Annotated in this window: 26 protein-coding genes and 1 rRNA gene; 9 read left to right on the top strand and 18 right to left on the bottom strand. The window is 73.8% G+C overall.

All coding sequences use genetic code 11. The annotated features are described in order from the left end of the window. Both ACZ6PY_RS24060 and tyrS read right to left on the bottom strand, forming a co-directional pair. A 16S ribosomal RNA gene (locus ACZ6PY_RS24060) occupies positions 1 to 92 on the bottom strand; the annotation flags it as partial. Between the two features lie 643 nt (positions 93 to 735). Continuing rightward, complete coding sequence (tyrS, locus tag ACZ6PY_RS24065; protein ID WP_466075256.1) at positions 736 to 2019, bottom strand: tyrosine--tRNA ligase; 1284 nt, start codon at positions 2017 to 2019, stop codon at positions 736 to 738. Between the two features lie 103 nt (positions 2020 to 2122). On the opposite strand from tyrS, the gene ACZ6PY_RS24070 reads away from it, so the two are divergent. From ACZ6PY_RS24070 to ACZ6PY_RS24085, 4 genes are all read left to right on the top strand, one after another. Next, positions 2123 to 2512 carry a PaaI family thioesterase gene (locus tag ACZ6PY_RS24070; RefSeq protein ID WP_466075259.1) on the top strand — a complete coding sequence of 130 codons (390 nt, stop codon included), beginning with the start codon at positions 2123 to 2125 and terminating at the stop codon, positions 2510 to 2512. 83 nt (positions 2513 to 2595) lie between these two features. Continuing rightward, on the top strand, positions 2596 to 3822 hold the full coding sequence (locus ACZ6PY_RS24075; protein ID WP_466075262.1) for an NRAMP family divalent metal transporter: 1227 nt from the start codon (positions 2596 to 2598) through the stop codon (positions 3820 to 3822). Further along, the gene (locus ACZ6PY_RS24080; protein WP_466075264.1) at positions 3819 to 4199 is read left to right on the top strand and encodes a hypothetical protein; all 381 of its coding nucleotides are present in this window, start codon (positions 3819 to 3821) and stop codon (positions 4197 to 4199) included. Before ACZ6PY_RS24075 ends, ACZ6PY_RS24080 begins: the two co-directional genes overlap by 4 nt. Then, positions 4186 to 4500 carry a PRC-barrel domain containing protein gene (locus ACZ6PY_RS24085; protein ID WP_466075266.1) on the top strand — a complete coding sequence of 105 codons (315 nt, stop codon included), beginning with the start codon at positions 4186 to 4188 and terminating at the stop codon, positions 4498 to 4500. The genes ACZ6PY_RS24080 and ACZ6PY_RS24085 overlap by 14 nt, the downstream gene beginning before the upstream one ends. Positions 4501 to 4540: 40 nt before the next feature. Here the strand turns inward: ACZ6PY_RS24085 and ACZ6PY_RS24090 are convergent, their stop codons facing one another. The 3 genes from ACZ6PY_RS24090 to ACZ6PY_RS24100 all read right to left on the bottom strand — a co-directional run bounded on the left by ACZ6PY_RS24090 (position 4541) and on the right by ACZ6PY_RS24100 (position 7149). Further along, a complete protein-coding gene (locus ACZ6PY_RS24090; protein WP_466075268.1) occupies positions 4541 to 5884 on the bottom strand; it encodes a hemolysin family protein in 1344 nt (447 codons plus the stop codon). A 124-nt stretch (positions 5885 to 6008) separates the two neighbouring features. Then, a complete protein-coding gene (locus ACZ6PY_RS24095; protein ID WP_466075271.1) occupies positions 6009 to 6635 on the bottom strand; it encodes a hypothetical protein in 627 nt (208 codons plus the stop codon). 10 nt (positions 6636 to 6645) lie between these two features. Then, positions 6646 to 7149 (bottom strand): GNAT family N-acetyltransferase, encoded by a 504-nt coding sequence (locus tag ACZ6PY_RS24100; RefSeq protein ID WP_466075273.1) that lies wholly within the window; start codon positions 7147 to 7149, stop codon positions 6646 to 6648. Between the two features lie 162 nt (positions 7150 to 7311). Here ACZ6PY_RS24100 and ACZ6PY_RS24105 point away from each other — a divergent pair, with 162 nt between their 5' ends. Beyond that, a complete protein-coding gene (locus tag ACZ6PY_RS24105) occupies positions 7312 to 7614 on the top strand; it encodes a hypothetical protein (protein WP_466075275.1) in 303 nt (100 codons plus the stop codon). Positions 7615 to 7726: 112 nt separating this feature from the next. After that, a complete protein-coding gene (locus ACZ6PY_RS24110) occupies positions 7727 to 8617 on the top strand; it encodes a universal stress protein (RefSeq protein ID WP_466075277.1) in 891 nt (296 codons plus the stop codon). A 21-nt stretch (positions 8618 to 8638) separates the two neighbouring features. On the opposite strand, the gene ACZ6PY_RS24115 is transcribed toward ACZ6PY_RS24110, so the two are convergent. The 5 genes from ACZ6PY_RS24115 to ACZ6PY_RS24135 form a co-directional block, all read right to left on the bottom strand. Beyond that, positions 8639 to 9265: an FMN reductase gene (locus ACZ6PY_RS24115; protein WP_466075279.1), complete on the bottom strand. Its 627-nt coding sequence runs from the start codon at positions 9263 to 9265 to the stop codon at positions 8639 to 8641. Next, a complete protein-coding gene (locus tag ACZ6PY_RS24120) occupies positions 9262 to 10401 on the bottom strand; it encodes an LLM class flavin-dependent oxidoreductase (protein ID WP_466075281.1) in 1140 nt (379 codons plus the stop codon). Before ACZ6PY_RS24120 ends, ACZ6PY_RS24115 begins: the two co-directional genes overlap by 4 nt. Before the next feature lie 136 nt (positions 10402 to 10537). Then, positions 10538 to 10813, bottom strand: a complete 276-nt coding sequence (locus ACZ6PY_RS24125) for a ubiquitin-like small modifier protein 1 (RefSeq protein ID WP_466075283.1) — start codon at positions 10811 to 10813, stop codon at positions 10538 to 10540. Then, a complete protein-coding gene (locus tag ACZ6PY_RS24130; protein WP_466075285.1) occupies positions 10814 to 11896 on the bottom strand; it encodes a WD40/YVTN/BNR-like repeat-containing protein in 1083 nt (360 codons plus the stop codon). It abuts the gene before it with no gap. Between the two features lie 82 nt (positions 11897 to 11978). Then, positions 11979 to 12596 (bottom strand): DNA-3-methyladenine glycosylase, encoded by a 618-nt coding sequence (locus tag ACZ6PY_RS24135; RefSeq protein ID WP_466075287.1) that lies wholly within the window; start codon positions 12594 to 12596, stop codon positions 11979 to 11981. A 91-nt stretch (positions 12597 to 12687) separates the two neighbouring features. Between ACZ6PY_RS24135 and ACZ6PY_RS24140 the strand changes: the two genes are divergently transcribed. Further along, positions 12688 to 13113, top strand: coding sequence for a DNA-binding protein (locus tag ACZ6PY_RS24140; protein ID WP_313721727.1), 426 nt, complete (start codon positions 12688 to 12690; stop codon positions 13111 to 13113). Positions 13114 to 13202: 89 nt separating this feature from the next. Continuing rightward, on the top strand, positions 13203 to 13556 hold the full coding sequence (locus ACZ6PY_RS24145) for an MmcQ/YjbR family DNA-binding protein (protein ID WP_466075289.1): 354 nt from the start codon (positions 13203 to 13205) through the stop codon (positions 13554 to 13556). A 39-nt stretch (positions 13557 to 13595) separates the two neighbouring features. On the opposite strand, the gene argH is transcribed toward ACZ6PY_RS24145, so the two are convergent. From argH to argC, 8 genes are read right to left on the bottom strand one after another with little or no spacing between them, the layout of a single operon-like run. Continuing rightward, entirely contained in the window at positions 13596 to 15059 is a 1464-nt protein-coding gene (argH, locus tag ACZ6PY_RS24150) for an argininosuccinate lyase (protein WP_466075895.1), read from the bottom strand. Between the two features lie 8 nt (positions 15060 to 15067). After that, complete coding sequence (locus ACZ6PY_RS24155) at positions 15068 to 16279, bottom strand: argininosuccinate synthase (RefSeq protein WP_466075291.1); 1212 nt, start codon at positions 16277 to 16279, stop codon at positions 15068 to 15070. Then, positions 16276 to 16791: an arginine repressor gene (locus tag ACZ6PY_RS24160; protein WP_466075293.1), complete on the bottom strand. Its 516-nt coding sequence runs from the start codon at positions 16789 to 16791 to the stop codon at positions 16276 to 16278. Before ACZ6PY_RS24160 ends, ACZ6PY_RS24155 begins: the two co-directional genes overlap by 4 nt. Then, positions 16788 to 17711 carry an ornithine carbamoyltransferase gene (gene argF, locus ACZ6PY_RS24165; protein ID WP_466075295.1) on the bottom strand — a complete coding sequence of 308 codons (924 nt, stop codon included), beginning with the start codon at positions 17709 to 17711 and terminating at the stop codon, positions 16788 to 16790. Before argF ends, ACZ6PY_RS24160 begins: the two co-directional genes overlap by 4 nt. Then, complete coding sequence (locus ACZ6PY_RS24170; protein ID WP_466075297.1) at positions 17708 to 18904, bottom strand: acetylornithine transaminase; 1197 nt, start codon at positions 18902 to 18904, stop codon at positions 17708 to 17710. Before ACZ6PY_RS24170 ends, argF begins: the two co-directional genes overlap by 4 nt. Then, positions 18901 to 19788, bottom strand: a complete 888-nt coding sequence (argB, locus tag ACZ6PY_RS24175) for an acetylglutamate kinase (RefSeq protein ID WP_466075299.1) — start codon at positions 19786 to 19788, stop codon at positions 18901 to 18903. The genes ACZ6PY_RS24170 and argB overlap by 4 nt, the downstream gene beginning before the upstream one ends. Before the next feature lie 55 nt (positions 19789 to 19843). Further along, on the bottom strand, positions 19844 to 21016 hold the full coding sequence (gene argJ / locus ACZ6PY_RS24180; protein WP_466075301.1) for a bifunctional glutamate N-acetyltransferase/amino-acid acetyltransferase ArgJ: 1173 nt from the start codon (positions 21014 to 21016) through the stop codon (positions 19844 to 19846). Positions 21017 to 21071: 55 nt separating this feature from the next. Next, positions 21072 to 22073, bottom strand: a complete 1002-nt coding sequence (gene argC / locus ACZ6PY_RS24185; RefSeq protein WP_466075897.1) for an N-acetyl-gamma-glutamyl-phosphate reductase — start codon at positions 22071 to 22073, stop codon at positions 21072 to 21074. 228 nt (positions 22074 to 22301) lie between these two features. Here argC and ACZ6PY_RS24190 point away from each other — a divergent pair, with 228 nt between their 5' ends. After that, entirely contained in the window at positions 22302 to 24017 is a 1716-nt protein-coding gene (locus ACZ6PY_RS24190; protein ID WP_466075303.1) for a beta-1,3-glucanase family protein, read from the top strand. Positions 24018 to 24186: the final 169 nt, after the last annotated feature.

Consider the following 24186-nt stretch of genomic DNA (forward strand, 5'->3'; position numbering starts at 1 on the left):
CTCGAGTACCCCGAAGGGCCTTTCCGCTCGACTTGCATGTGTTAAGCACGCCGCCAGCGTTCGTCCTGAGCCAGGATCAAACTCTCCAACAAAAATCTTTGTTGAACAATCATCCTGACAACAAAAGTGTTGCCAAAGGAATCCCAACCAGCCAAACCGAAGCCTGACCAGTCCGGGGTATAAATCAATTTGGCACTGGCTTATCAAGCACCCTGTTGAGTTCTCAAAGAACAACCACACACCATCCGGAAACCCCACACCGTGGAGCCCCCATCCGGGGCATTTCGTTCATCCCGCACCCGCCGCTCTCGCGCCGGGCACTTTTACTACGTTACCCGCTGGTTTCTGCGGTGTCAAACCGGTGTTTCGCGGTTTGTCATGCTTCCACCCTTTTAACCGGGCACCACAATTCGACCGGCTCGCGCCGGGCGCTTCGTGGGTTTGGCAGGACGGCCGCCGCGGTTTCCCGCTCGCTCGTCCGTGTCCCTGCCGGTCGACAACCTTACCCGGTCGGTTCCGCCTCACCAAATCCGCCTCCCGGCGAATCCGGGGCACCGCCCGGTCCAGGGTCCGATGGGATCAACCATCCTCACCCGGTTGTCATTCCCGCGCTCCGGCCTCCAGGTCTTTCGCCCTGTTTCGTCCGTTCCGCGCTGGCAGAGAGAAAGTTACGCGCCCGGCGGATTGATCGTCAAATCCGCCGGGCGCGTCCCGCGTCACACCGTCGACCGAGGGCTATCTGCCCAGCTCGACGCCGGCGAAGTTGCGCTTGCCCCGGCGCAGCACCAGGTAGCGGCCGTGCAGCAGGTCCGCCGGCGACACCGTCGCGTCCACCTCGGCGATGCGCACGTTGTTGACGTACGCGCCGCCCTCGGCGATGACCCGCCGCGCCTCCTTCATGCTGGGCACCAGGCCCGACTCCTTGAGCAGGCCCGCCACGTCGGGCAGCTCGTCGAGGTGCACCAGGCCCGCCTCGGTGAGCGCGGCGCGCAGGGTCTCCGGGGCCAGTTCGTCGAGCGAGCCGCGACCGAAGAGCGCCTGGCTCGCCGCGACCGCCTGGGCCATCTCCCGCTCGCCGTGCACCAGCGCGGTCAGCTCCTCGGCGAGGGCCCGCTGGGCGAGCCGCGCCTGCGGGCGTTCCGCCGTGGCCTTCTCCAGCTCCTCCAGCTCCTCGCGGGAACGGAAGCTGAAGTACCGCAGGTAGCGGGTGACGTCCCGGTCGTCGGCGTTGACCCAGAACTGGTAGAAGGCGTAGGGGCTGGTCATCTCCGGGTCGAGCCAGACCGCACCGGTCTCGCTCTTGCCGAACTTGGTGCCGTCCGACTTGGTGACCAGCGGCGTGGTGAAGGCCTCCACCGGCCCGGCGCCACGGCGCCGGATGTAGTCCACCCCGGCGGTGATGTTGCCCCACTGGTCGGAGCCGCCGTACTGGAGCTGGCAGCCGTGCCGGCGGTGCAGCTCGAAGAAGTCGTTCGCCTGGAGCAGCTGGTAGCTGAACTCGGTGTAGCTGATCCCGGTCTCGAGCCGGGCCTTGACCACCTCCCGGGCCAGCATCTTGTTCACCGGGAAGTGCTTGCCCACGTCCCGGAGGAACTCCACCACCGACATCTCGCCGGTCCAGTCCAGGTTGTTGACCAGCTGGGCCGCGTTCTCCCCCTCGTACGTCACGAAGGGCGCGAGCTGGTCGCGGATGCGCTGGACCCAGCCGGCGATGACCTCGGGCGGGTTCAAGGTGCGCTCGGCGCTCTCCTTCGGGTCGCCGATCTGACCGGTGGCGCCGCCGACCAGCAGCAGCGGCCGGTGCCCGGCGAGCTGGAGCCGGCGCGCCATGACGACCTGCATGAGGTTGCCGACGTGCAGGCTCGGCGCCGTCGGGTCGAAGCCCACATAGAAGGTGGTGCTCCCGCCGTCGAGCAGCGCGCGCAGCTCGTCGAGGCCGGTCGAGTCCTGGATCAGGCCCCGCCACAGCAGGTCTTCGGTCAGGGAGTCCCGCCCCTGCGGGAGGTTGCTGTCGGTCACGGTCACCGATTCTCCCCCATCAGCGGCCGGCACCCGTACCGGGTTTGCCGACGGGGGCGCCGACTAGGCTGGCGACGCCGTCGCGCGAGAGGGAGGGGTCGCCGTGGAGGAGCCGGATCTGACCGGGGGCTTCGTCGCCCTGCTGGGCCTGAAGTTCGACGAGGTGAGCGGGGACCGGGTGGTCATCCGCTGGCAGGTCCGTCCGGAACTGCACCAGCCGTACGGGATCCAGCACGGCGGGGTCTACTGCTCGGTCGTGGAGACGGCGGCCAGCATCGGCGGCGCCCTGTGGCTGGGTGACAGGGGCAAGGTCGTCGGGGTGTCCAACCAGACCGACTTCCTGCGCGCGGTCCGCGACGGGGAGCTGACCGCTGTCGGCACCCCGATCCATCGAGGCCGCAGCCAGCAGCTCTGGCTCGTGGAGATCACCGACGAGGGTGGCCGGCTGGTGTCGCGCGGCCAGGTGCGGCTGCAGAACCTCACCTCCGCCTGATCGCGGGCTGCTCGATTCGCCCCAGATCGGGGATCTGACGCCGATATCGTCGCGTCGATGAGCCCGGCCACACCCGACCCGACGTGAGGAAGCTCTTCGCGGCCACGCTCGGCGTGCTGTCCGCCGTCGGCGGCTTCGTCGACATCGGCGACCTGGTGGCGGCGAGCCAGGCCGGCGCCCGCTTCGGGATGGCCCACGCCTGGGTGCTGATCGTCGGGGTGGTGGGCATCTGCGCGTACGCGGAGATGGCCGGCCGGATCGCGGCGGTGAGCGGCCGGGCCGTGTTCGACCTGGTCCGGGAGCGGCTGGGGCCGCGGGTGGCGCTGCTCAACCTGGCCGCCTCCTGGCTGGTCACGGTGATCACCCTGGCCGCCGAGCTGGGTGGGGTGGCGCTGGCGTTGCGGCTCGCGACCGGGTTGAGCCATCTGCTCTGGGTGCCGGTGGCCGCGGTGGCGGTCTGGCTGGTGCTGTGGCGGATGCGTTTCGAGCTGATGGAACGGGTCTTCGGCCTCGCCGGGCTGGCGCTGCTGGTCTTCGCGGTCGCGCTGTTCGCGCTGCCCACGGACTGGGCCGAGCTGGGGCACGGCGCCCTGCGCGTCAGCTCCGCCGGCGAGAGCTGGTCGGTGTACTGGTTCGTGGCGGTGGCGCTGTTCGCGTCGACGGTCAGCCCGTACGAGGTGTTCTTCTTCTCCTCCGGCGGGGTCGAGGAGCGGTGGAGCGCCGCCGACCTGGCGCACGCCCGGTCGAACGTGCTGATCGGGTTTCCCGTCGGGGGCTTCCTGGCGCTGTCGCTGATCGCCGTGGCGACGGTGGCGTACCACCCGTCGGGGGCGTCGCTGGACACCCTCGACCAGGTGGCCCGGCCGGTGGTGACCGCGCTGGGCGGGGCCGGCCTGGCCACGGTGGTGCTGGCGTTCTTCGCGGTGACCTTCGGCGCGGCGTTGGAGACGGGCCTGTCCGCCGCGTACGCGGCGTCGCAGTACTTCGGCTGGCAGTGGGGCAAGCGGGTCAGCCCCCGGGAGGCGGCCCGGTTCCACAGCGTGCTGCTGGTGGGGCTGCTGCTCGGGGTGCTGCTGCTGATGACCAGCGTGGACCCGATCCGGCTCACCGAGTACATGCTGGTGCTCAGCGCCGTGGTGCTGCCGCTGACGTACCTGCCGATCCTGGTGGTGGCGAACGACCGCAACTACCTCGGCGACCGGGTCAACGGGTGGTGGACGAACCTGCTCGGGACCCTGTTCCTGGTGCTCATCGTCGCCGCCTCGGTGGCGGCGCTCCCGTTGGCGATCATCACGAGGATGGGGCGATGAGGATCCAGCTCGCCAAGCAGTTGCTCGACCGGCAGATCGTCGACGTCGACGGCCGGCTGGTCGGGCGGGTCGACGACGTCGCGTTCGCCGTCGACGAGGAGGGCTACCCGTACGTGGACTCCCTGCTCACCGGGCAGGCGGCGCTCGGGCAGCGGATCGGGGGCCGGATCGGGCGGCTGCTGGTGGCCGTCGCCGACCGGTTCACCGACGACCCGCCGGTGCCACCGCTGCGGGTCCCGCTCGCCCAGGTCGACCGGGTCGACAGCGTGGTGCGGCTGCGCTGTCCGGCGGCCGACCTGCCGCCCTCGCCCGTGGAGTCCTGGCTGCGCCGGCACCTGATCGACCGCATTCCCGGAGCGGGCCGTGCGAGCGGGTGAACTGCTCGGCCGGACCGCGTACGACCTGCACGGGCGGCGGTTGGGCCGGGTCGTCGACGTGGTGGTGCGGGGCGGCTGGCCGCCGGAGCGGCTGCGGATCACTGACGTGATCGTCGCCGGCCACTGGTGGACCCGGGTCACGAGCCGGCTGATCGGGCCGGAGCGGCATCCGTCGGGGCCGTGGCTGCTGCGCGCGATCACCCGGGTGCTGGGGCGCAGCACGCTCCAGGTGCCCGCCGACGCGGTGCAGCTGCTCCCACCGGTGCCCGGTTTCCCGTTCGGCCCGCCGTCCGGCCGCTGAGGTCAGCTCCGGGCCTCGTCGAGCACGGCCGTGCCGTCGGTCAGCTCCGGGCCTCGTCGAGCACGGGCGTGCCGTCGGCGCCGGCGTCCTCGGCGTCCTCGACGTGGTCGCGGCGGCTGTGCCGGCGGACCCGGACCTCGGTGATGGCGTGGTGGTCGACGCCGCCCACGGCCAGGTCCCAGCCGTCGACCCGGACCCGCTCCCCCGCCACGGTGGGGATGTGCCCGAGGCAGATGAGCACGAGCCCGGCGATCGTGGTGTAGTCGCCCGGCGGCCGGTTGGGCAGCTCGACGCCCAGGTCGGTGAGGTCGTGCACCGGGAAGGTGCCGGGCAGCACCAGCGTGCCGTCCTCCTCCGTGCGGACCGAGCCGAGGTCCCGGTCGGTCTCGTCGTAGATCTCGCCGACGATCTCTTCGAGGATGTCCTCCAGGGTGACGATGCCGTCCACGGCGCCACGCTCGTCGACCACCAGTGCGATGTGCTGGCGTTCCGCCTTGAACTGGCGCAGGGCGTCGACGACCGACAGCGAGTCGGGCAGCAGCATGGGGGGTCGCGCGATCTCGTCGACCGGCCGATCGTCGGGGACGCCGACCAGGTCGCGCAGGTGGATCACCCCGACCGCGTCGTCCAGGCCGCCGTGCCGCACCACCGGCGCCCGGGAGTGGCCGGTCGCGGCGAGGACCAGCCGCGCGGCCTCCGCGGTCGTTCCGCTGTCCAGGGTGAAGACCTGCAACCGGGGTACGAGCACCGCGCGCAACTGCCGGTCGGCGATCTCCACGGCGCCGGCGATGATGGTCCGCTGCTCCTTGGTGAAGCCGTGGTTGCCGGCCACGATGTCGCGCAGCTCGTCGGGGCCGATCTCGTCCGGCTCGTGCTTCGGGTTGAGCCCGAACAGGCGGACCACCAGGTCGCTGGTGGCGCCGAGCGCCCAGACCGCCGGGCGGGTCACGCTGGCCAGCACGTCGAGCGGGCGGGCCACGACGAGGGCCCACCGCTCGGCGGACTGCATGGCGATCCGCTTGGGGGCCAGCTCGCCGAAGACCAGGGTCACGAACGTCAGCGCCAGGGTGACCCCGACGATGGCGACCGTCTCGGCGGCGTCACCGAACACCCCGAGCAGCGGGACGAGGGGCTTCGCGAGGGACACCGCCGCGGCGGCCGAGGCCAGGAAGCCGGCCAGGGTGATCCCGATCTGGATGGTGGCCAGGAACCGGTTGGGGTCCTTTGCCAGCCGGGCCAGGGTGCGGCCGGCGCGGCTGCCGCGTTCCAGGCGCTGGAGCTGGCTGTCGCGCAGCGACACCAGGGCCATCTCGCTGCCGGCGAAGGCCGCGTTGACGATCACCAGAACTCCGACCAGGGCCAGTTGGCTCCAGTAGCTCTGCACGCGTGGTTCTCTCCCTCGGCCCGACCCGGGCCGGCCGCCGTGGCCGACCCGTCGCCGACCGTGGCCCGGCCGGCGTCGCCCCTCTGTGCCCCGCGGGCGGGCCGCGCAATCCTCCGGTCGCGGGTCAGGCGGGCGTGGGCAGGTCCAGCACGTACGCGTCGCCCTCCGGCCGGAAGCCCAGCCGGTGGTAGTAGGGGGCGACCATGCCGCGCGGGCTGACGACCCGGCGGAAGCCGCGGTCGGTGAACAGCCGGCTGCGCCGGTAGACGAACTCGCCGGGGGTGAAGTCGCGGAACGGCGGGGTCACGTAGTCGAGGTCGATCTGCGCCACCCCGCCGGCCTCGGCGTGCGAGACCACCACACCGACCACCTCGTCGGCGCGGACCACCAGGAACGCCGAGCGGTCGGCGGCGGCCGGGTCCCAGCGGAAGTCGGGGTTGAACCGGGCGATGTCGGCGGCGTGCACCCGCAGGGTGTGGGCCAGGAAGGCGTCGCCGGTGCCCACCTCGACCACCTCGTAGGTCTGCGCGTCGTGGCGGGTGGCGAGCATCGTCCGCAGGTACCAGACGTTGATCACGGCGAGCACCACGTTGAGCCCGACCATGGGCCACACGTGCACGGCGGCGTTGTAGCCGATCAGGATGAGGCAGCCGACCAGGTTGAGCGCGCGCAGCCGCAGGATGCGGGTCTGCAGCAGCGACCAGACCAGCAGCGCGGAGCCGGCCCAGCCGACGAGTTCCAGCCAGTTCACCCCGGGGAGACTAGTGGTCGCCCTGGTCAGTCGCCTCGGCGGGCAGCTCCAGCACGTATTCCTCGACCTCGGCGCCGCGGCTCTCCGCGTACCCGGAGTCCTCGCCGACCACGACGAAGCCGCACTTGCGCAGCACCGCCAGGGAGGCGGCGTTGTCCTTGGCGGCGCGGGCGTGCACCGGCCGCTGCGGCAGCTCGCGCAGCAGCGCGGCGAGCGCCGCGGTGGCGTGACCCCGACCCCAGTGGGCGGAGTCGATCCAGTAGCTGACCTCGGTGCGCTCCCCCACCGGGAAGGCGGCCACGCGCCCGACCACCGCGCCGTCGACGGTCACGGTGCGGTTCACGATGCGCGGGTCGGCCCGGATGCGGGCCCAGTGGGCGTCGAAGGCGGCCCGGTCGGCCGGGTCCTTCGGGCCGAACGCGGCCATCCAGTTGGCCTGCGGATCCTGCTCGTGGGCGAAGAACACCGGCAGGTCGTCGTCGCGTACCGGGCGGAGTCGCACCTCACTGGTCACCCGGCGGACGATACGCGGACCCACCGACAGGACCGGGATGTCCGGGCCGTCCTCCCGTGCGGCCGGGGAGGAACCGCCGGCGGGCGGCGTCGCGTCACCCGGGCGATGGACCGGCACCGAAGTCGGTGCCGGACGAACCGGCTGGGAGCAGAGGATCCACGGATGAACAGGATGCTGCACCGCCCGCGGCGCCGGGCGTTCCCCATGCGTACCGTCCGCGCCTCCGTGGTCGGTCCGACGGCGGCCGGCCCGCGCGCCCTGGGCCCGACGGCGGCCGCGCCCCTGGCGCTCGCGGCGGCGGCGATCGGCGCCGTGGCGATCGGCCGGCTGATGATCGCGCGCCTGGCCGTCCGCCGGGCGGTGATCCGGGAGCTGCGGATCGGCCGGCTGGAGGTGGACGACCTGGTGGTCCACCGGCACGCGGCAGGTCAGCCGGTCGGCGGGAGCGCCGCCGGGTACCCGTAGAGCTCCGGCAGCCGCATCCGGCACGCGTGCGGCCGGACCTGGCCGCCGGACGGCCGCGTTCGGGCTCGGCCGGCGGGGTCGTCGTCGACAATGGGCGGAGCCGACCGGAGGGATGCCGATGAACCGACCTGTCGTGGTGGGTGTCGACGGATCGTCGACCAGCCTCACCGCCGCCGAACACGCCGCCCGGGCCGCCGTGGCGCGGTCCCGGCCGCTGCACGTGGTGCACGGCTACCTGCACCCGCTCGGCTACGGGGTGCCGCTCAACCCGTACGACCTCGGGGTGCCGGCGCCCACCGAGGAGTCGCGGAAGATGCTGGACCAGGTGGCCGCGGATCTGGCCGGCCGGCATCCGGGCCTGCGGGTGGAGGTGCGCCAGGTGGCCGGTGGCCCGGGCGTCACCCTGATCGAGGAGTCCCGCCGGGCGGAGCTCGTGGTGGTGGGCAGCCGCGGTGTGGGCGGCTTCGCCGGGCTGTTGCTCGGCTCGGTGAGCAACCAGGTGGCGCAGCACGGGCACTGCCCCGTGCTCGTGGTCCGCCCGGCGGAGCAGCCCATCCCGGTGCGGGGGCCGGTGCTGGTTGGGGTGGACGGGTCCGAGTCGGCCGCGTACGCCGTCCGGATCGCCGCCGACGAGGCGGTCCGCCGGGACGCCGACCTGGTGCTGGTGCACGTCCGCACGCCGGAGCGGGGCGCGGTGGCGCCGGACGCCGCGGCGGAGGCCACCGCCGCCGCGCAGGCCGAGTCGGCGGAGCTGCTGGCCGGGGCGGCCGCCCGGATCCGCACGGACCACCCCGTGCTGGGCGTGGTCGAGCGGCCGTTGCGGGGCGCGTCCCCGGAGCAGGCGCTGATCGAGGCGAGCGGGGAGGCGGCGCTGGTGGTCGTGGGCTCCCGGGGCCGGGGTGGCTTCGCCGGGCTGCTGCTCGGCTCGGTCAGCCAGGCGCTGGTGCAGCACGCCCACTGCCCGGTGCTGGTGGCGCACCCGTACGAGCCGGACGGCGACTGAGGTCGCCGGCCGGCCGCCGGGTCAGGACGGGTCGCGGCCGGCGAGCAGGTCCTCGAAGCTGGTGGTGAGCGCGAACGGGTCGGCCGGCCCGGTCGCCGCCGGGCGGCGGTCGACCTGCTCGGCCAGCTCGATGCCGGCCCGGCGGATCCGGGAGCGCAGCGCGCGGTCGGCGCCGTCGCCGGCCCAGTCCTCCGGCGCGGCGAACACCGCCGTCGGCAGCACGACCGCCCGCAGGTACGTGAACATCGGCCGGACCGCGTGCTCCAGGGCGAGCGAGTGCCGGGCGGTGCCACCGGTGGCCCCGATGAGCACCGGCCGGTCGGCCAGCGCCTCCTTCTCGACCACGTCGAAGAACGACTTGAACAGCCCGCTGTAGGACGCGTTGAAGATCGGGGTGACCGCGATCAGGCCGTCCGCGCCCGCGACGGTGTCCAGCGCCGCCCGCAGGGCGGCCGGCGGGAAGCCGGTGAGCAGGTGGTTGACGACGTCGTGGGCGTGCTCGCGCAGGTCCACCGTGTTGATCTCCACCTCGGCGCCGCGCCGGACCAGCTCGTCGCGGGTGGCCGCGGCGAGCTGGTCGGCGAGCAGCCGGGTCGACGAGGGCTGGCTGAGACCAGCCGAGACCACGGCCAGGGTGCGGCGGGTCATCGGGCCTCCTCCGGCGCCTTGCCGGTCACGTCGTCGACGGCGTGGACCGTGCTGTCCTTGGTGCCACCGGCCGCGGCCAGCAGCGAGGCGTGGGTCGGCGCCTCGGGCACGTGCGCGGGGCGCAGCGAGTCGAACTCCTTGCGCAGCACCGGGACGACCTCCTCGCCGAGGAGGTCGAGCTGCTCCAGGACGGTCTTCAGCGGCAGCCCGGCGTGGTCCATGAGGAAGAGCTGGCGCTGGTAGTCGCCGACGTACTCGCGGAAGCTCAGCGTGCGGTCGATGACCTGCTGCGGGCTGCCAACGGTCAGCGGGGTCTCCCGGGTGAACTCCTCCAGCGACGGCCCGTGCCCGTAGACCGGGGCGTTGTCGAAGTACGGCCGGAACTCGCGGACCGCGTCCTGCGAGTTCCTGCGCATGAAGACCTGGCCGCCGAGGCCGACGATGGCCTGGTCGGCGGTGCCGTGGCCGTAGTGCGCGTAGCGCTGCCGGTAGAGGGCGACCATCCGCTGGGTGTGCTCCTTGGGCCAGAAGATGTGGTTGGCGAAGAAGCCGTCGCCGTAGTACGCGGCCTGCTCGGCGATCTCGGGGCTGCGGATCGAGCCGTGCCAGACGAACGGCGGCACGCCGTCGAGCGGGCGCGGCGTCGAGGTGAACGACTGCAGCGGGGTGCGGAACCGGCCCTTCCAGTCGACCACGTCCTCCCGCCACAGCCGGTGCAGCAGGTCGTAGTGCTCGATGGCGAGCGGGATGCCGTTGCGGATGTCCTGCCCGAACCAGGGGTAGACGGGGCCGGTGTTGCCGCGGCCCATCATGAGGTCGACCCGCCCGTCGGCCAGGTGCTGGAGCATCGCGTAGTCCTCGGCGATCTTCACCGGGTCGTTCGTGGTGATCAGCGTGGTCGCGGTGGACAGCAGGAGCCGCTCGGTGCGGGCCGCGATGTGGCCGAGCATGGTGGTGGGCGACGACGGCACGAACGGCGGGTTGTGGTGCTCGCCGGTGGCGAACACGTCGAGCCCGACCTCCTCGGCCTTGAGCGCGATGGCCACCATGGCCTTGATCCGCTCATGCTCGGACGGCAGCCGCCCGGTGGTCGGGTCGACCGTGACGTCGCCGACGGTGAAGACTCCGAACTGCATGACCAGCTCCTCGGGGGTGGGTCCGGACCGCCCCGGCCCGGAATCGCTCCGCACAACATATTTGACGAAGCAACTATTCCGGTCGGCCCCCACCCCGGGGTGGCCCACGCCACCCGCACCGCACGCACGCCGTGGGTCAGCCGCCGGCCACCGACGGGAGGATCTGGATCTCGGCGCCCTCGGGGACCCTGGTGTCGAGGGCGCCGGTGTGGCGGCAGTCCTCCCCGTCGACGTAGACGTTGACGTAGCGGCGCAGGTCGCCACGCTCGTCGCGGATCCGGCGGGCCAGCCGGGGCCACGTGGTGGCCAGCTCGTCGAGGACCGCCCGCAACGTGCCGGCGGCGGCCACCCGGAGGCGGCCCTCGCCGCCCGTCTCGGCGCGCAGCGGGCCGGGCAGCAGCACGGTGACCACTCAGACCTCCGCGGCCCGGACGCAGAGCACGTCCGGCAGGTGCGCGGCGACAAGCGACCAGGAGTCACCCTCGTCGGCGCTGGCGTAGACCTCGCCGGAGCGGGTGCCGAAGTAGACGCCGGCCGGGTCGTGGTCGTCGGCGCACATGGCGTCGCGCAGCACCGCCGGGTAGAACGGCCCGTCGGGCAGCCCGGCGGTCAGCGGCTCCCACTTCTCACCCGCGTCGGAAGAACGGTAGACCCGGCAGCGCCGGTCGGTGGGGAACCGCTCGCCGTCGGCGGTCAGCGGGAAGGCGTAGACGGTGCCCGGGCGGGACGGGTGGGCGACGATCGGGAAGCCGAAGTCGCTGGGCAGGCCCGCGGCGATCGAGGTCCAGGTGCGCCCGTCGTCGTCGGAGCGGTAGACCCCGTGGTGGTTCTGCGCGTACAGCCGTTCGGGGTCGCCGGCGTCCCGGGCGATCTTGTGGACGCACTGGCCGAACTCGGGCCACTCGTCGGGCAGGAAGTAGGCCCGGATCCCGGTATTGCCCGGCGCCCAACTCGCTCCCGCGTCCTCGGTGCGGTAGACCCCGCCGGTGGACATGGCCACCGCCATCCGGCCCGGGTCGCCCGGGTGCGGTAGCACGCTGTGCACGGCCTGGCCGCCGAAGCCGGCGCCCCACTGCTCCCGGTGGGGGTGGTCCCAGAGCGCCCGGACCAGGCTGAAGCTGCGCCCGCCGTCGTCGGAGCGGAACAGCGCGGACGGTTCGGCGCCCGCCCACACCACGTCGGGCTGGTCCGGGCCGGCCGGGGTGAGCTGCCAGACCCGCCCCAGGCTGGCCCCGGTGTCGGCCGGGAACGCGACCGGCGCCTGGTCCGGCTCGTGCCAGGAGCCGCCCAGGTCGTCGCTGGTGGCCACGCTGGGGCCGAAGTGCGAGCTGGTCATGCCGGCCAGCAGCCGGGGCCGGCCGGGGCGCTTGTCGACGGCGACCGCGTAGACCCCGGTCATCGGGAAGTGCGGGCCGCTCACCGCCCAGTCGCGCCGGTCGGAGCTGGTGGCCAGGAAGAGTCCTTTGCCGGTGCCGATCGCGAGCAGCGTCGTCATGCCGGTCCTCCCTCATCGACGGGTGCGGTGATTATCGCCACACCCACCGACAGGATTCAGCCCCGCCGCGCCGGGCCCCCGGTCAGCGCCGGGTCCGGGGCACGTGCCGGCGGTACGCGCTCACCGTCGGGTCGCCGGTGAGCCAGAAGCGCCAGGGCACGTCGTGGGCGCCGGTGACGCCGACCCGGGGGCCGGCGGAGACCGCCGCCTCGGGCACCGGCGCGAGCGGGGGCCGCAGCCGCACCGGACCGTCGCCGAGCAGGTCGGCGCCGTAGACGGACCGGTCGATGCCGAGCGCCGCGCAGAGCCGGGCCGGCCCGCGCGCGAGATCCACGTCCCGGCGTACGGCCGGGCGGCGCTCCCGCGCGACGTCGAGGCCGTCGACCACCTCGCCGGCGCGCAGCAGCACGGCCGAGGCTTCGCCGTCCGGTCCGGTCACCACGTTCACGCACCAGTGCATGCCGTAGGTGAAGTAGACGTAGGCGTGCCCGGCCGGGCCGAACATCACCGCGTTGCGCGGCGTGCGCCCCCCGTGGGCGTGCGAGGCCGGGTCGCCGGCGGTGCCGGCGTACGCCTCGACCTCGGTGATCCGGACGGTGACCCCGTGCCCGGTGAGCCGGCAGCCGAGCAGTCCCCGGGCGGCGGGAACCACCGGGCCGGCGAGCAGGTCGGAGAGGGCGGAGAGGTCGGTCGCGGTCACCGGGAAACCCTAGCGGGATCCGCGCGGGAGGCACGAATTGCTTTCAACGGGCTGTTGACAAAGTGTCGTTCAAGGGTGTGGAATCGACGACATGGTCACGATGGACAACGACCCGTTCACCGCTCCGGATGCTGCCCAGGCCCGGGCGCACCGCAACTACGCGGCGCTGCTGCGGATCGCCGAGCGGCACGCCGGCAGCGACGCCCGCCGCCGGCGCTACGCGCACCCCGACGTCCCCGACGCCTACGAGGCGGCGACGCTGGTCATGGCGCTCGCGGGCGGGGCGGAGCTGGCCGAGGGCGAGGAGCCGGTCGACCAGGCCGACCTGATGGCCGCGCTGACCCTGATCCCGCACGTTCGCGCCGAGGTCGACGCCCTGGAGGCGGGCCTGCTGCAGGTGGCCCGCGGCCGGGGTCTGACCTGGCAGGCGATCGCGTTCGGGCTGGGGCTGGGCAGCGCGCAGGCGGCCCGGCAGCGCTACGAGCGGCTCACCCTGCGCACCGGCACCGGCGACTGACCCCGGCCGGGATCGGCGACGGGGCGGCGCCCGGCGACTGTCACAGCGGCGGGTGAGACTGTGCCGGTGACCGCCACGGGAGGGATGCGATGACACGCGAGGAGATGCTGTCCTACTGCCTGGCCAAGCCGGGCGCCTGGCTGGACCGGCCGTGGGAGGGCGACGAGGTGGTGAAGGTCGGCAGCCGGATCTTCGCGTTCCTGGGCGCGCCCGACGGCGAGGCCCGGGTGGGGGTCAAGTGCGGCCCGTCCCGGGAGGTGGCCGACGAGTGGCTGCACCGGTTCCCCGACGACGCCCGCTCCTCCCCCTACATCGGCCGCTCGGGCTGGAACACCCTGCGGCTCGGTGGGGGCATCCCGGACGAGGAACTGATCGAGGCGGTCGACGGGTCGTACGACGCCGTGGTGGCCAAGCTGCCCAAGCGCGAGCGGCCGACGGCCTGACCCCGCGCGGCGGCCGGGCCACCGCGCGGGGTCGCACGCTCAGCGGGGAACGACCCGCTCGGCGGTCCAATCCCGCCAGCCGGCCAGCTTGTCCGCGGCCGTGGCGAGCTGGTCGGCGACCGGACCGGGGCCGGTGGAGCCGGGAGTGATCCGGGCGGCCAGGGCGGAGCGCACCGAGAGCACGTCGCGCACCGACGGGTCGAGGTGCTCGCTGACCGCGGCCAGGTCCTCGTCGGAGACCTCGTCCAGGGCGCAGTCGCGGGCCACGCAGAGCGCCACCAGCCGGCCGGTGATCTCGTGCGCGTCCCGGAACGGCACGTTCCGGCGGACCAGCCAGTCGGCGACCTCGGTGGCGAGCGAGAAGCCGGCCGGCGCGGCGGGCACCAGGCGGTCGACCCGGACCGTCATCGTGGAGATCATCCCGGCGAGGGCGGGCAGCAGCAGCTCCAGGGTGTCGACCGCGTCGAAGGCCGGCTCCTTGTCCTCCTGCATGTCGCGGTCGTAGGTCATGGGCAGGCCCTTGAGCATGGTGAGCACGCTCATGAGGCCGCCGACCAGCCGGCCGGACTTGCCCCGGGCCAGCTCGGCGATGTCCGCGTTCTTCTTCTGCGGCATGATCGACGACCCGGTGGCGAACGCGTCGTCCAGCTCGACCCAGCCGAACTCCTGCGACGTCCAGAGCACCACCTCCTCGCCGAGGCGGGACAGGTGCACGCCGATCATCGCGGTGACGAAGAGGAACTCGGCCACGAAGTCACGGTCGGCCACCGCGTCCATCGAGTTGGCGAAGGACGTGCGGAAGCCCAGCTCCTTGGCGACCGCCACCGGGTCCAGCGGCAGGCCGGAGCCGGCGAGCGCGCCGGCGCCCAGCGGGCTGACGGCGCACCGGTGGTCCCAGTCGCGCAGCCGCTCCAGGTCCCGCAGCAGCGGCTGCACGTGGGCGAGCAGCCAGTGCCCGAAGGTGACCGGCTGGGCGTGCTGGAGGTGGGTCATGCCGGGTGCGGCCGTGTCCACGTGCCGCTCCGCCTGCTCCACCAGGGCCTCGGCCAGCTCGACCAGCCGGGCCGCCACGCCGCGGGCGTGGTCGCGCAGGTAGAGCCGCAGGTCGGTGGCGACCTGGTCGTTGCGGGAGCGGCCGGCCCGCAGCTTGCCGCCGAGGCTGCCGAGCCGCTCCAGCAGCCCCCGCTCCAGCGCGGTGTGCACGTCCTCGTCGTCGATCGTGGGCCGGAACGTCCCGGCGGCGCAGGCGGCCTCCAGGTCGTCCAGCGCGGCCAGGATCCTCCCCAGCTCCTCGGGGTCGAGCAGGCCCGCGCCGGCCAGGACCCGGGCGTGCGCCCGGGAGCCGGCGATGTCGTACGGGGCGAGGCGCCAGTCGAACTGGACGCTCACCGACAGCCGCGCGAGCGCCTCGGCGGGGCCGCCGGCGAACCGGCCTCCCCAGAGGCTCGTCCGGTTGGCGGGGGCGCTGTTCTCGGTCAGGCTCTTGTCGTCCACCCCACCCATTGTGAAGGTCAAGACCGCGCTCCGCCGAGCCGGGCGTCCCGTGCGGCGGCCATCCTGCTGGGCAGCCCCCAGAGCTGGACGAAACCCTTGGCCAGGGACTGGTCGAAGGTGTCGCCGGTGTCGTAGGTGGCCATGCCGAAGTCGTAGAGGCTGGCCTCGGAGCGCCGGCCCGTGACGGTGGCCCGGCCGCCGTGCAGGGTGAGCCGCACCTCGCCGGAGACGTGCTGCTGCGCGTCGTCGATGAACGCGTCGAGCGAGCGCTTGAGCGGTGAGAACCACAGGCCGTCGTAGACCAGCTCGCCCCAGCGCTGGTCGACGCCGCGCTTGAAGCGGGCCAGGTCCCGCTCGACGGTGACCGCCTCCAGCTCCTGGTGGGCGGCGATCAGCGCGATCGCGCCGGGGGCCTCGTAGACCTCGCGGCTCTTGATGCCGACGAGGCGGTCCTCGACCATGTCGAGCCGGCCGACGCCCTGGGCGCCGGCGCGCCGGTTCAGCTCCAGGATCGCCTGGTACGGGGTGACGGTCTCGCCGTCGACGGCGACCGGCACGCCGGCGTCGAAGGTGATGACCACCTCGTCGGCGTCCCGCTCCTGCGCCGGGTCGGCCGTGTAGGAGTAGAGGTCCTCGATGGGGCCGTTCCAGATGTCCTCCAGGAAGCCGGTCTCCACCGCGCGTCCCCACAGGTTCTGGTCGATGGAGTACGGCGACTTCGCCGACACGTCGATCGGCAGGCCCTTCTCCTCGGCGAAGGCGATCGCCTTGTCCCGGGTCCAGGCGAAGTCGCGGGCCGGCGCGATGATCTTCAGCTCGGGGGCGAGCGCGTTCAGGCCGACCTCGAAGCGGACCTGGTCGTTGCCCTTGCCGGTGCAGCCGTGCGACACGATGGTGCCGCCGTGCTTGCGGGCCGCGGCCACCAGGTGCTTGACGATCAGCGGCCGGGACAGCGCGGAGACCAGCGGGTAGCGGTCCATGTAGAGGGCGTTGGCCCGGATCGCCGGCAGGCAGTACTCGGCGGCGAACTCGTCGCGCGCGTCGACCACCTCGGACTCGACGGCGCCGCAGTCCAGCGCGCGCTGCCGGATGGCGTTCAGGTCCTCGCCGCCCTGGCCGACGTCGACCGCCACCGCGATCACCTCGGCGCCGGTCTGCTCGGCCAGGTAGGGAATGGCGACGGAGGTGTCGAGACCCCCGGAGTACGCCAGGACGACCCGCTCGGTCATGGTGTGGTGCTCCCTTCAACGTTCTCTTCCCGGCGGGCCCATGCGGCGAGCTTGTCGCCCAACGCGGCGCCGCCGTCGGCCTCGCGGGCCACGACGAGGATGGTGTCGTCGCCGGCGATGGTGCCGACGATCTCGGACAGGCCCGCTCGGTCCAACGCGCTGGCCAGGTACTGGGCTGCGCCCGGCGGGGTGCGCAGCACGGCGATGTTGCCGCTGGCGTCGACGCCGTTGAGCAGCTCGCGCAGCAGCCGGACGAGGCGGGCCGGTGCGGCCTCGGCCTCGCGCAGCGGCCGGTGGCCGTCCTCCGGGATCACGTAGACGCCCCGCCCGTCGCCGCCGCGCGCGGTGACCGCCCCCAGTTCCTTGAGGTCCCGGGAGAGGGTGGCCTGGGTGACCTGGATGCCGTCACCGGCGAGCAGGTCGGCCAGCTCGGTCTGCGAGTGGATGGCCTTGTCGCGGATCAGCTCGACGATGCGGCCGTGCCGCGCGGCACGGGTCAGCGGGGCGGTCATGATGCCTCCAGGAGAAACGTCAGCAGCGCCTTCTGGGCGTGCAGGCGATTCTCCGCCTGGTCGAAGACGGCGCTGTGCGGCCCGTCGAGCACCTCGTCGGTGATCTCCTCGCCCCGGTGGGCGGGCAGGCAGTGCAGCACGATCACCTCGGCCGCGGCGTGGCCGAGCAGCGTGTCATCGACCCGGTACGGCAGGAACGGCGTGACGCGGTCCTGGCCGTCGGACTCCTGACCCATCGAGGTCCAGGTGTCGGTGGCGACCACGTCGGCGGCGCGGACCGCCTCGACCGGGTCGGTGAGCACCCGGACCGAACCGCCGGTGCCGGCGGCGATCTTCTCGGCCCGCGCGACGATCTCGGCGTCCGGCTGGAAGCCGGCCGGCCCGGCGATCCGCACGTGCATCCCGGCGGTCGCCCCGGCCAGCAGGTAGGAGTGCGCCATGTTGTTGGCCGCGTCCCCGACGTACGCCAGGGTGCGCCCGGCGGTGCCGCCGCAGCGTTCCCGGACGGTGAGCAGGTCGGCGAGGAGCTGGCAGGGGTGGTAGGTGTCGGTGAGCGCGTTGACCACCGGCACCGTGGCGTGGCTGGCGACCTCGGCGATCCGGTCGTCGCCGTGGGTGCGCAGCACGATCGCGGCGACGTAGCGGGACAGCACCCGGCCGGCGTCGGCGAGGGACTCGCCCCGGCCGAAGTGGGTGACCTGGGTGTCCACCACGAGCGGGTGCCCGCCCAGCTCGGCGATGCCCGCGTCGAACGAGATCCGGGTGCGCAGGCTCTGCTTGTCGAACAGCACCGCCACCGATCGCGGACCGGCCAGGGGCTTGTGGGCGAACCGGTCGGCCTTCATCCGGGCGGCGAGGTCGAGCACGGCGGCCTGCTCGGCGGGGGCGAGGTCGTCGTCCCGCAGGAAGTGGCGGATCATGCGGGGACCTCCGTGGCGGCGGGTACGGGGGCGGCGGCGTCGAGGGCGGCCGGCAGCGCGGCGAGGAAGGCGTCGACCTGGCCGGCGTCCAGGATCAGCGGCGGGGCGAGCCGGACCACGCCCGGCTGCACCGGGTTGGCCAGGAAGCCCGCCTCCCGCAGGGCGCCGGTCACCGCGCCGGAGACCGGCGCGGCGAGCACGATGCCGAGCAGCAGGCCGGCGCCGCGGACCTCGGCGACGAGCGGGTGCCCGAGCCCTTCGATGCCGCGCCGCAGCCGCTCACCGACCCGCTTCACGTGGTCGAGCAGCCCCTCGTTGGCAATGGTGGCGACCACGGCGAGCGCGGCGGCGCAGCTGACCGGGTTTCCCCCGAACGTGGTGCCGTGCGAACCGGGCGTGAGCAGGTCGGCGGCCCGCCCGAAGGCCAGGCAGGCGCCGAGCGGCAGCCCGCCGCCGAGCCCCTTGGCCAGGGTGACGACGTCCGGCTCGACGCCGTCGGCCTGGTGGGCGAACCAGTGGCCGGTGCGGCCGACGCCGGTCTGGACCTCGTCGAGCACCAGCAGCGCGTCGTGCGCGGCGGTGATCCGGCGGGCCTCGGCCAGGTAGCCGGGCGGCGGCACGACGACGCCGTTCTCGCCCTGGATCGGCTCGACGATCACCATGGCGGTGGCGTCGGTGACCGCCTCGGCCAGGGCCGCGGCGTCGCCGTACGGGACGTGGGTCACCTCGCCGGGCAGCGGGCGGAACGGGTCGGCCTTGGCGGGCTGCCCGGTCAGCGCCAGGGCGCCCATGGTCCGGCCGTGGAAGCCGCCGTGGGTGGCCACCACGTGGGTGCGCCCGGTGAGCCGGGAGAGCTTGAACGCGGCCTCGTTGGCCTCGGCGCCCGAGTTGGCGAGGAACACCCGGCCGGGGCGGCCGGCCAGCGCCAGCAGCAGCTCCGCGAGGGCCACCGGCGGCTCGGCAACGAACAGGTTCGACACGTGCCCGAGGGTGGCGACCTGCCGGGACACGGCGGCCACCACGGCGGGGTGGGCGTGCCCGAGGGCGTTGACCGCGATGCCGCCGAGCAGGTCCACGTACTCCCGGCCGGCCTCGTCGACCACGACGGCGCCGGAACCGGAGACGAGCGCCAGCGGCGGGGTGCCGTAGTTGGCCATCATGGCCTGGCCCCAGCGTTCGACAAGCGTGCTCATGCCGCCACCACCATCGTGCCGAATCCTTCCGAGGTGAACACTTCGAGGAGCGTCGAGTGGGCGACCCGGCCGTCGACGACGTGCGCGGCGGGCACTCCCCCGCGCACCGCCCGCAGGCACGCCTCCATCTTCGGGACCATCCCGGACTCCAGGGACGGCAGCAGCTTCGCCAGGTCGTCTGTGGTGATCTCGCTGACCAGGCTGGCCGTGTCGGGCCAGTCGGCGTAGAGGCCGGGCACGTCGGTGAGGACGACCAGCTTCCGCGCGTCCAGGGCGACGGCGAGCGCGGCGGCGGCCGTGTCCGCGTTCAGGTTGTGCAGCACCCCGTCGGCGTCCGGCGCGACGGTGGAGATGACCGGGATCCGGCCGGCCGCGATGAGGTCGGCCACCGCCGAGACGTCCACCGACTCCACGTCGCCGACCTGCCCGACGTCGACCGGCTCCCCGTCCACGTACGCGGGGCGGCGCACCGCGGTGAACAGGCCGGCGTCCTCGCCGGAGAGGCCGACCGCGAACGGGCCGTGGGCGTTGATCAGGCCGACCAGCTCGCGGCCGACCTGCCCCACGAGGACCATCCGGACGACGTCCATGGCCTCGGGGGTGGTGACCCGCAGGCCGCCCTTGAACTCGCTGGCGATGCCGAGCCGGCCGAGCATGGCGGAGATCTGCGGGCCGCCGCCGTGCACGACGACCGGCTTGAGGCCGGCGTACCGGAGGAAGACCATGTCCGCGGCGAACGCCCGCTGCAGCTCGGGGTCGGTCATGGCGTTGCCGCCGTACTTGACCACGACGGTCGCCCCGGAGAGGCGGGCCAGCCAGGGCAGGGCCTCGATCAGCGTCTCGGCCTTGGCCTGGGCCCGGGTGAGGTCGGCGGTGAGGCTCACGGCACCAGCCTTCCGTTCGCGACTGCGGGACTCCGCGGCGCTGCGTTCCTCGCGCTCACGACGAGTACGCCGAGTTCTCGTGCACGTACGCGTGCGACAGGTCGTTGGTCCAGACCGTCGCCTCCGCGTCGCCCGCGTGCAGGTCGATCCGGATGGTGACGTGGCGGCCGGTGAGGTCGACCTTGGCCCGGTCCTCGGCGGCGGCGCCGCCCCGGCACACCCAGATCCCGTTGACGGCGACGTCCACGCCGTCCGGCTCGAAGGCGGCGGCGGTGGTGCCCACGGCGGCGAGGATCCGCCCCCAGTTCGGGTCGTTGCCGAACAGCGCGGTCTTGACCAGGTTGTTCCGGGCCACCGAGCGACCCACCTCGACCGCGTCGTCCTCGTCGGCGGCGCCGGTCACCTCGATGGCGATCTGCTTGGTGGCGCCCTCGGCGTCGGCGATCAGCTGCTGGGCGAGGTCGTGGCAGGCGGCGGTCACCGCGGCGGTCAGCTCGGCGGCGGTGGGCTCGATGCCGGCGGCGCCGCTGGCCAGCAGCAGCACCGTGTCGTTCGTGGACATGCAGCCGTCGGAGTCGATCCGGTCGAAGGTGGCCCGGGTGGCGGCCCGCAGCGCGGCGTCCAGGGTCTCCGGCCCGGCGACCGCGTCGGTGGTGAGCACGCAGAGCATGGTGGCCATGGCGGGGGCGAGCATCCCGGCGCCCTTGGCCATGCCGCCGACCGTCCAGCCGCTGCCCCGGGCCACCGTGGTCTTGGGCCGGGTGTCGGTGGTCATGATCGCCTCGGCGGCCGGGTGACCGCCGTCGCGGGACAGGCCGCGCACCGCCCCGCGGACGCCCGGGAGGAGCTTCTGCATGGGCAGGCGCTCGCCGATCAGGCCGGTGGAGCAGACCGCGACCTCGCCGGCGCCGACCATGAGCCGGGGGCTGCTGGCGGTGAGCGCGGCGGCGGTGTGCTCGGCGGTGGCGTGGGTGTCCTGGAATCCGGCCGGGCCGGTGCAGGCGTTGGCGCCGCCCGAGTTGAGGACCACGGCGCGGACCACGCCGCCGCGGACGACCTGCTGGGTCCAGAGCACCGGGGCGGCCTTGACCCGGTTGGCCGTGAAGACGCCGGCGACACCGGCGTCGGGGCCGTCGTTGACGACGAGGGCGACGTCGCCCGCGCCGCCGGCCTTGAGGCCGGCGGCCACGCCGGCGGCGCGGAAGCCCCGGGGGGTGGTGACGGTCACTGGGCCGTCCTTTCGTTCGCGACTGCGGGGCTCCGCTTCGCTGCACTCCTCGCGCTCACGGTGCTACTCCAAACACGGGCAGTCCGGTGGTCTCGGGGAGGCCGGCCATCAGGTTGGCGTTCTGCACGGCCTGGCCGGCGGCGCCCTTGCCCAGGTTGTCGATGGCGCTCACCACGATCACCCGGCCGGAGTCGGCGTCGACGGTGACCTGGAGGTGGCAGGAGTTCCCGCCGGCGGTGGCGGCGGTGTGCGGCCAGGTCCCCTCGGGCAGCAGATGCACGAAGGGCGCGTCCGCGTACGCCGCCGCGAGCACCTCGCGGGGGTCGGCCGCGCCGGTCGGGACGGCGGTGACGGTGGCCAGGATGCCCCGCGGCATGGGGGCCAGGACCGGGGTGAAGGAGAGGCTGGTCGCCCCGGTGGCCTGCTTGATCTCCGGCACGTGCTGGTGGGCGCCGACCTTGTAGGGCGACAGGTCGCCCATCACCTCGCTGCCCAGCAGGTGGGGCTTCGCGGCCCGGCCGGCGCCGGAGGTGCCGGAGGCGGCGACCACCACCACGTCGGTGGGGAGAACGGCGCCGGCGGCGATCAGTGGGGCGAGCGCCAGGGTGGTGGCGACCGCGTAGCAGCCGGTGCTCGCGACCCGGTCGGCCGCGGCGATGGCCGCCCGCTGGCCGGGCAGCTCGGGCAGGCCGTAGGTCCAGGCGCCGGCGTGGTCGCCGCCGTAGTAGCGGGCCCAGGCGTCGGCGTCGCGCAGCCGGTGGTCCGCCCCGAGGTCGACCACCTTGACGGCGGCGGGCAGGGCCGCGGCGATGGCCGCCGACTGGCCGTGCGGTAGGGCCAGGAAGATCAGGTCGGCGTCGGACAGGGTGGCCGGGTCGGTCGCTCCGAGGACCAGGTCCAGCCCGGCGAGCTGCGGGTGCACGGCGGCGACGGGCCGGCCGGCCGAGGCGTGCGCGGTGGCGCTGACCAGCTCGAACTCGGGATGCCCGGCGAGCAGCCGGAGCAGCTCACCGCCGGCGTAGCCGCTCGCGCCGGCGACCGCGACCCGGATGCCCATACTCACCTCCGCATGGCTATGCAGTGAACGGTAGCAGCGATGATCCGCTCCTGCAAGTTCATACGGTGTGGCGCATGAAACTGCGCCGACGTCCGTCGCATTGACAGCCGCCCATGCGTGTCACATGCTCAGAGAGCGCTCTCACGGGCCGTCCCGCCCGCGTACGCGTACCACCACACCCACCACCCCGCGCCCGCCGCAGGCCGCGGCGGGTGGAAGGAGCGTCCCGTGCCCACCCCCAGGACACTGCTGCGCGCCGTGCTCGCGCTCACGCTGGCCACCACCGGCGCGGTGGCGGCCGCCTCGCTGGCCCGCGCCACCGGCCCCGCCCTGCTCCCGCTGACCGTCACCAACGCCACCGGTCGCACCGAGCCCACCTGGCTGTACGTCCTCGGCACCGACCTGACCACCGGCCGGCTCGGCTACGTCACCGCCGGCGGCGCCTTCACGCCGTGGCCGGCCGGCGGCCTGCCGCCCACCCCCGCACCGGACGTCGCCGTACCCGGCCCGGCCACCGGGGCGAGCACCGTGCTGCGGCTGCCCCGGAACCTGTCCGGCCGGGTCTACTTCTCCTTCGGCGCCAAGCTGAAGCTCTTCCTCACCCCGGACGGCCTGGTCCAGCCCGCCCCGTGGGCGGCCGGCGACCCCAACCGGGACCTGCTGTTCGACTGGTCCGAGTTCACCTACAACGACGCCGGGCTCTGGCTCAACAGCTCCCAGGTGGACATGTTCGCCGTGCCGCACGCGGTGAGCGTCACCGGCGCCACCGGGACCACCCGGCGGACCGGCCAGCCGGTCGACGACGGGCGCAACCGGGTGATCGCCGCGATCCGCGCCCAGTCGGGCTGGAGCGGCGCCGTGCAGACCCGTGCCGACGGCACGGTGCTGCGGGTGCTCGCCCCCGGCAAGGCCGCCGACGCCGGCCTGTTCAGCCGCACCTACCTCGACCCCTACATCGCGTCGGCCTGGCAGGCGTACGCGACGAGGACGCTGACCGTGGCGCCCTTCACCGACCAGCCGGCCGTCCGCTACTACGGGCGGACCAGCGGGGACGTGATGGCCTTCACCGACGGCGGCGGCCGGCAGGTGGCCTCGTTCCGCCGGCCGTCCAGCGCCGACGTGTGGGGCTGCGACGGCGCGCTGGCCGCCCCGAACGACCAGGTGGTCGGCCCCATCGCCCGGACCCTCTGCGCCGCGCTGCACCGCTCCACGCTGGGCACCCTCGACCTGCAGCCCTCCGGTGGCCCGGCCGACTTCTACCGGGGCGCGCTGACCAACCACTACTCGCGGATCGTGCACGCCAACATGGCCGACGGGAAGGCGTACGGGTTCGCCTTCGACGACGTGCTGAACCAGGAGTCCCTGGTGCACGACGGCGACCCGCGGGCCGCCGGCATCACGCTCAGCCCGTTCGGGCCCGGCGGCGGCCCGAGCCCCTCCCCCAGCCCGTCCACCACGGCCACCCCGGGTCCGTTCGACGCCACCCGCTACCTGCGGGCCGGCGGCGCGCTCGACCCGGCCACCGGCGCGCCCGGCACCGTGAGCGTGGCGGCGGCCGGGGGCAACCACGACGGCACGCCCACCAACCCGCAGGTCTTCACGGCCCGCGGCCTCACCGGCCGGTGGACCGGCGGGTCCACCGCCTTCGACCTCTCCGTCGACGCCGGCACCGCGGTGGGCGACGGGGTCCAGGTGCGGATCTCCTACGACCGGACCGGTGACGGCGGCTGGGACCGGGTGGAGACGTACGCCTACTTCGCCACCGACCCGGTGCCCGGCTGGGAGCACTACCGGCAGACCCAGGGGCTGCGCTCGGCCACCGGCACCCTCGGCGACCTGACCGGCGGCACGGTGCGGGTCGAGGTGTGGAACGCCATCGGCGGCACCCCGACCACGCTGGGCGTCGGCGACTCCTCCCGGCTCACGCTGCCGTACACCGGCTGAGCCCACCGCCGGCGCCCCCGCGGCCGGCCGCCCCCGGGACGACAGGTTCTTCTCGCCGAAGCCGTCACTGTCCGAACAAATATCATGACAGGCAGCTTCCATCGATTAACATTGTTGTTTCACGGGGTGCGGGGTCGGGCCGGCCGGCCCGCGGGGGCGCACGGAGGAC

The sequence above is a fragment of the Micromonospora sp. NPDC048907 genome, assembly GCF_055586885.1.

Bases quoted from the DNA above. Each gene is read 5' to 3' on its own strand.
- ACZ6PY_RS24160 (WP_466075293.1), bottom strand. From the start codon at position 16,791: ATGACCGCCCCGCTGACCCGTGCCGCGCGGCACGGCCGCATCGTCGAG.
- ACZ6PY_RS24080 (WP_466075264.1), top strand. From the start codon at position 3,819: ATGAGGATCCAGCTCGCCAAGCAGTTGCTCGACCGGCAGATCGTCGAC.
- ACZ6PY_RS24105 (WP_466075275.1), top strand. From the start codon at position 7,312: ATGAACAGGATGCTGCACCGCCCGCGGCGCCGGGCGTTCCCCATGCGT.
- argF (WP_466075295.1), bottom strand. From the start codon at position 17,711: ATGATCCGCCACTTCCTGCGGGACGACGACCTCGCCCCCGCCGAGCAG.
- ACZ6PY_RS24140 (WP_313721727.1), top strand. From the start codon at position 12,688: ATGGTCACGATGGACAACGACCCGTTCACCGCTCCGGATGCTGCCCAG.
- ACZ6PY_RS24110 (WP_466075277.1), top strand. From the start codon at position 7,727: ATGCCGATGAACCGACCTGTCGTGGTGGGTGTCGACGGATCGTCGACC.
- ACZ6PY_RS24130 (WP_466075285.1), bottom strand. From the start codon at position 11,896: ATGACGACGCTGCTCGCGATCGGCACCGGCAAAGGACTCTTCCTGGCC.
- argC (WP_466075897.1), bottom strand. From the start codon at position 22,073: ATGGGCATCCGGGTCGCGGTCGCCGGCGCGAGCGGCTACGCCGGCGGT.
- ACZ6PY_RS24145 (WP_466075289.1), top strand. From the start codon at position 13,203: ATGACACGCGAGGAGATGCTGTCCTACTGCCTGGCCAAGCCGGGCGCC.
- ACZ6PY_RS24170 (WP_466075297.1), bottom strand. From the start codon at position 18,904: ATGAGCACGCTTGTCGAACGCTGGGGCCAGGCCATGATGGCCAACTAC.
- argH (WP_466075895.1), bottom strand. From the start codon at position 15,059: ATGGGTGGGGTGGACGACAAGAGCCTGACCGAGAACAGCGCCCCCGCC.
- ACZ6PY_RS24115 (WP_466075279.1), bottom strand. From the start codon at position 9,265: ATGACCCGCCGCACCCTGGCCGTGGTCTCGGCTGGTCTCAGCCAGCCC.
- ACZ6PY_RS24155 (WP_466075291.1), bottom strand. From the start codon at position 16,279: ATGACCGAGCGGGTCGTCCTGGCGTACTCCGGGGGTCTCGACACCTCC.
- ACZ6PY_RS24120 (WP_466075281.1), bottom strand. From the start codon at position 10,401: ATGCAGTTCGGAGTCTTCACCGTCGGCGACGTCACGGTCGACCCGACC.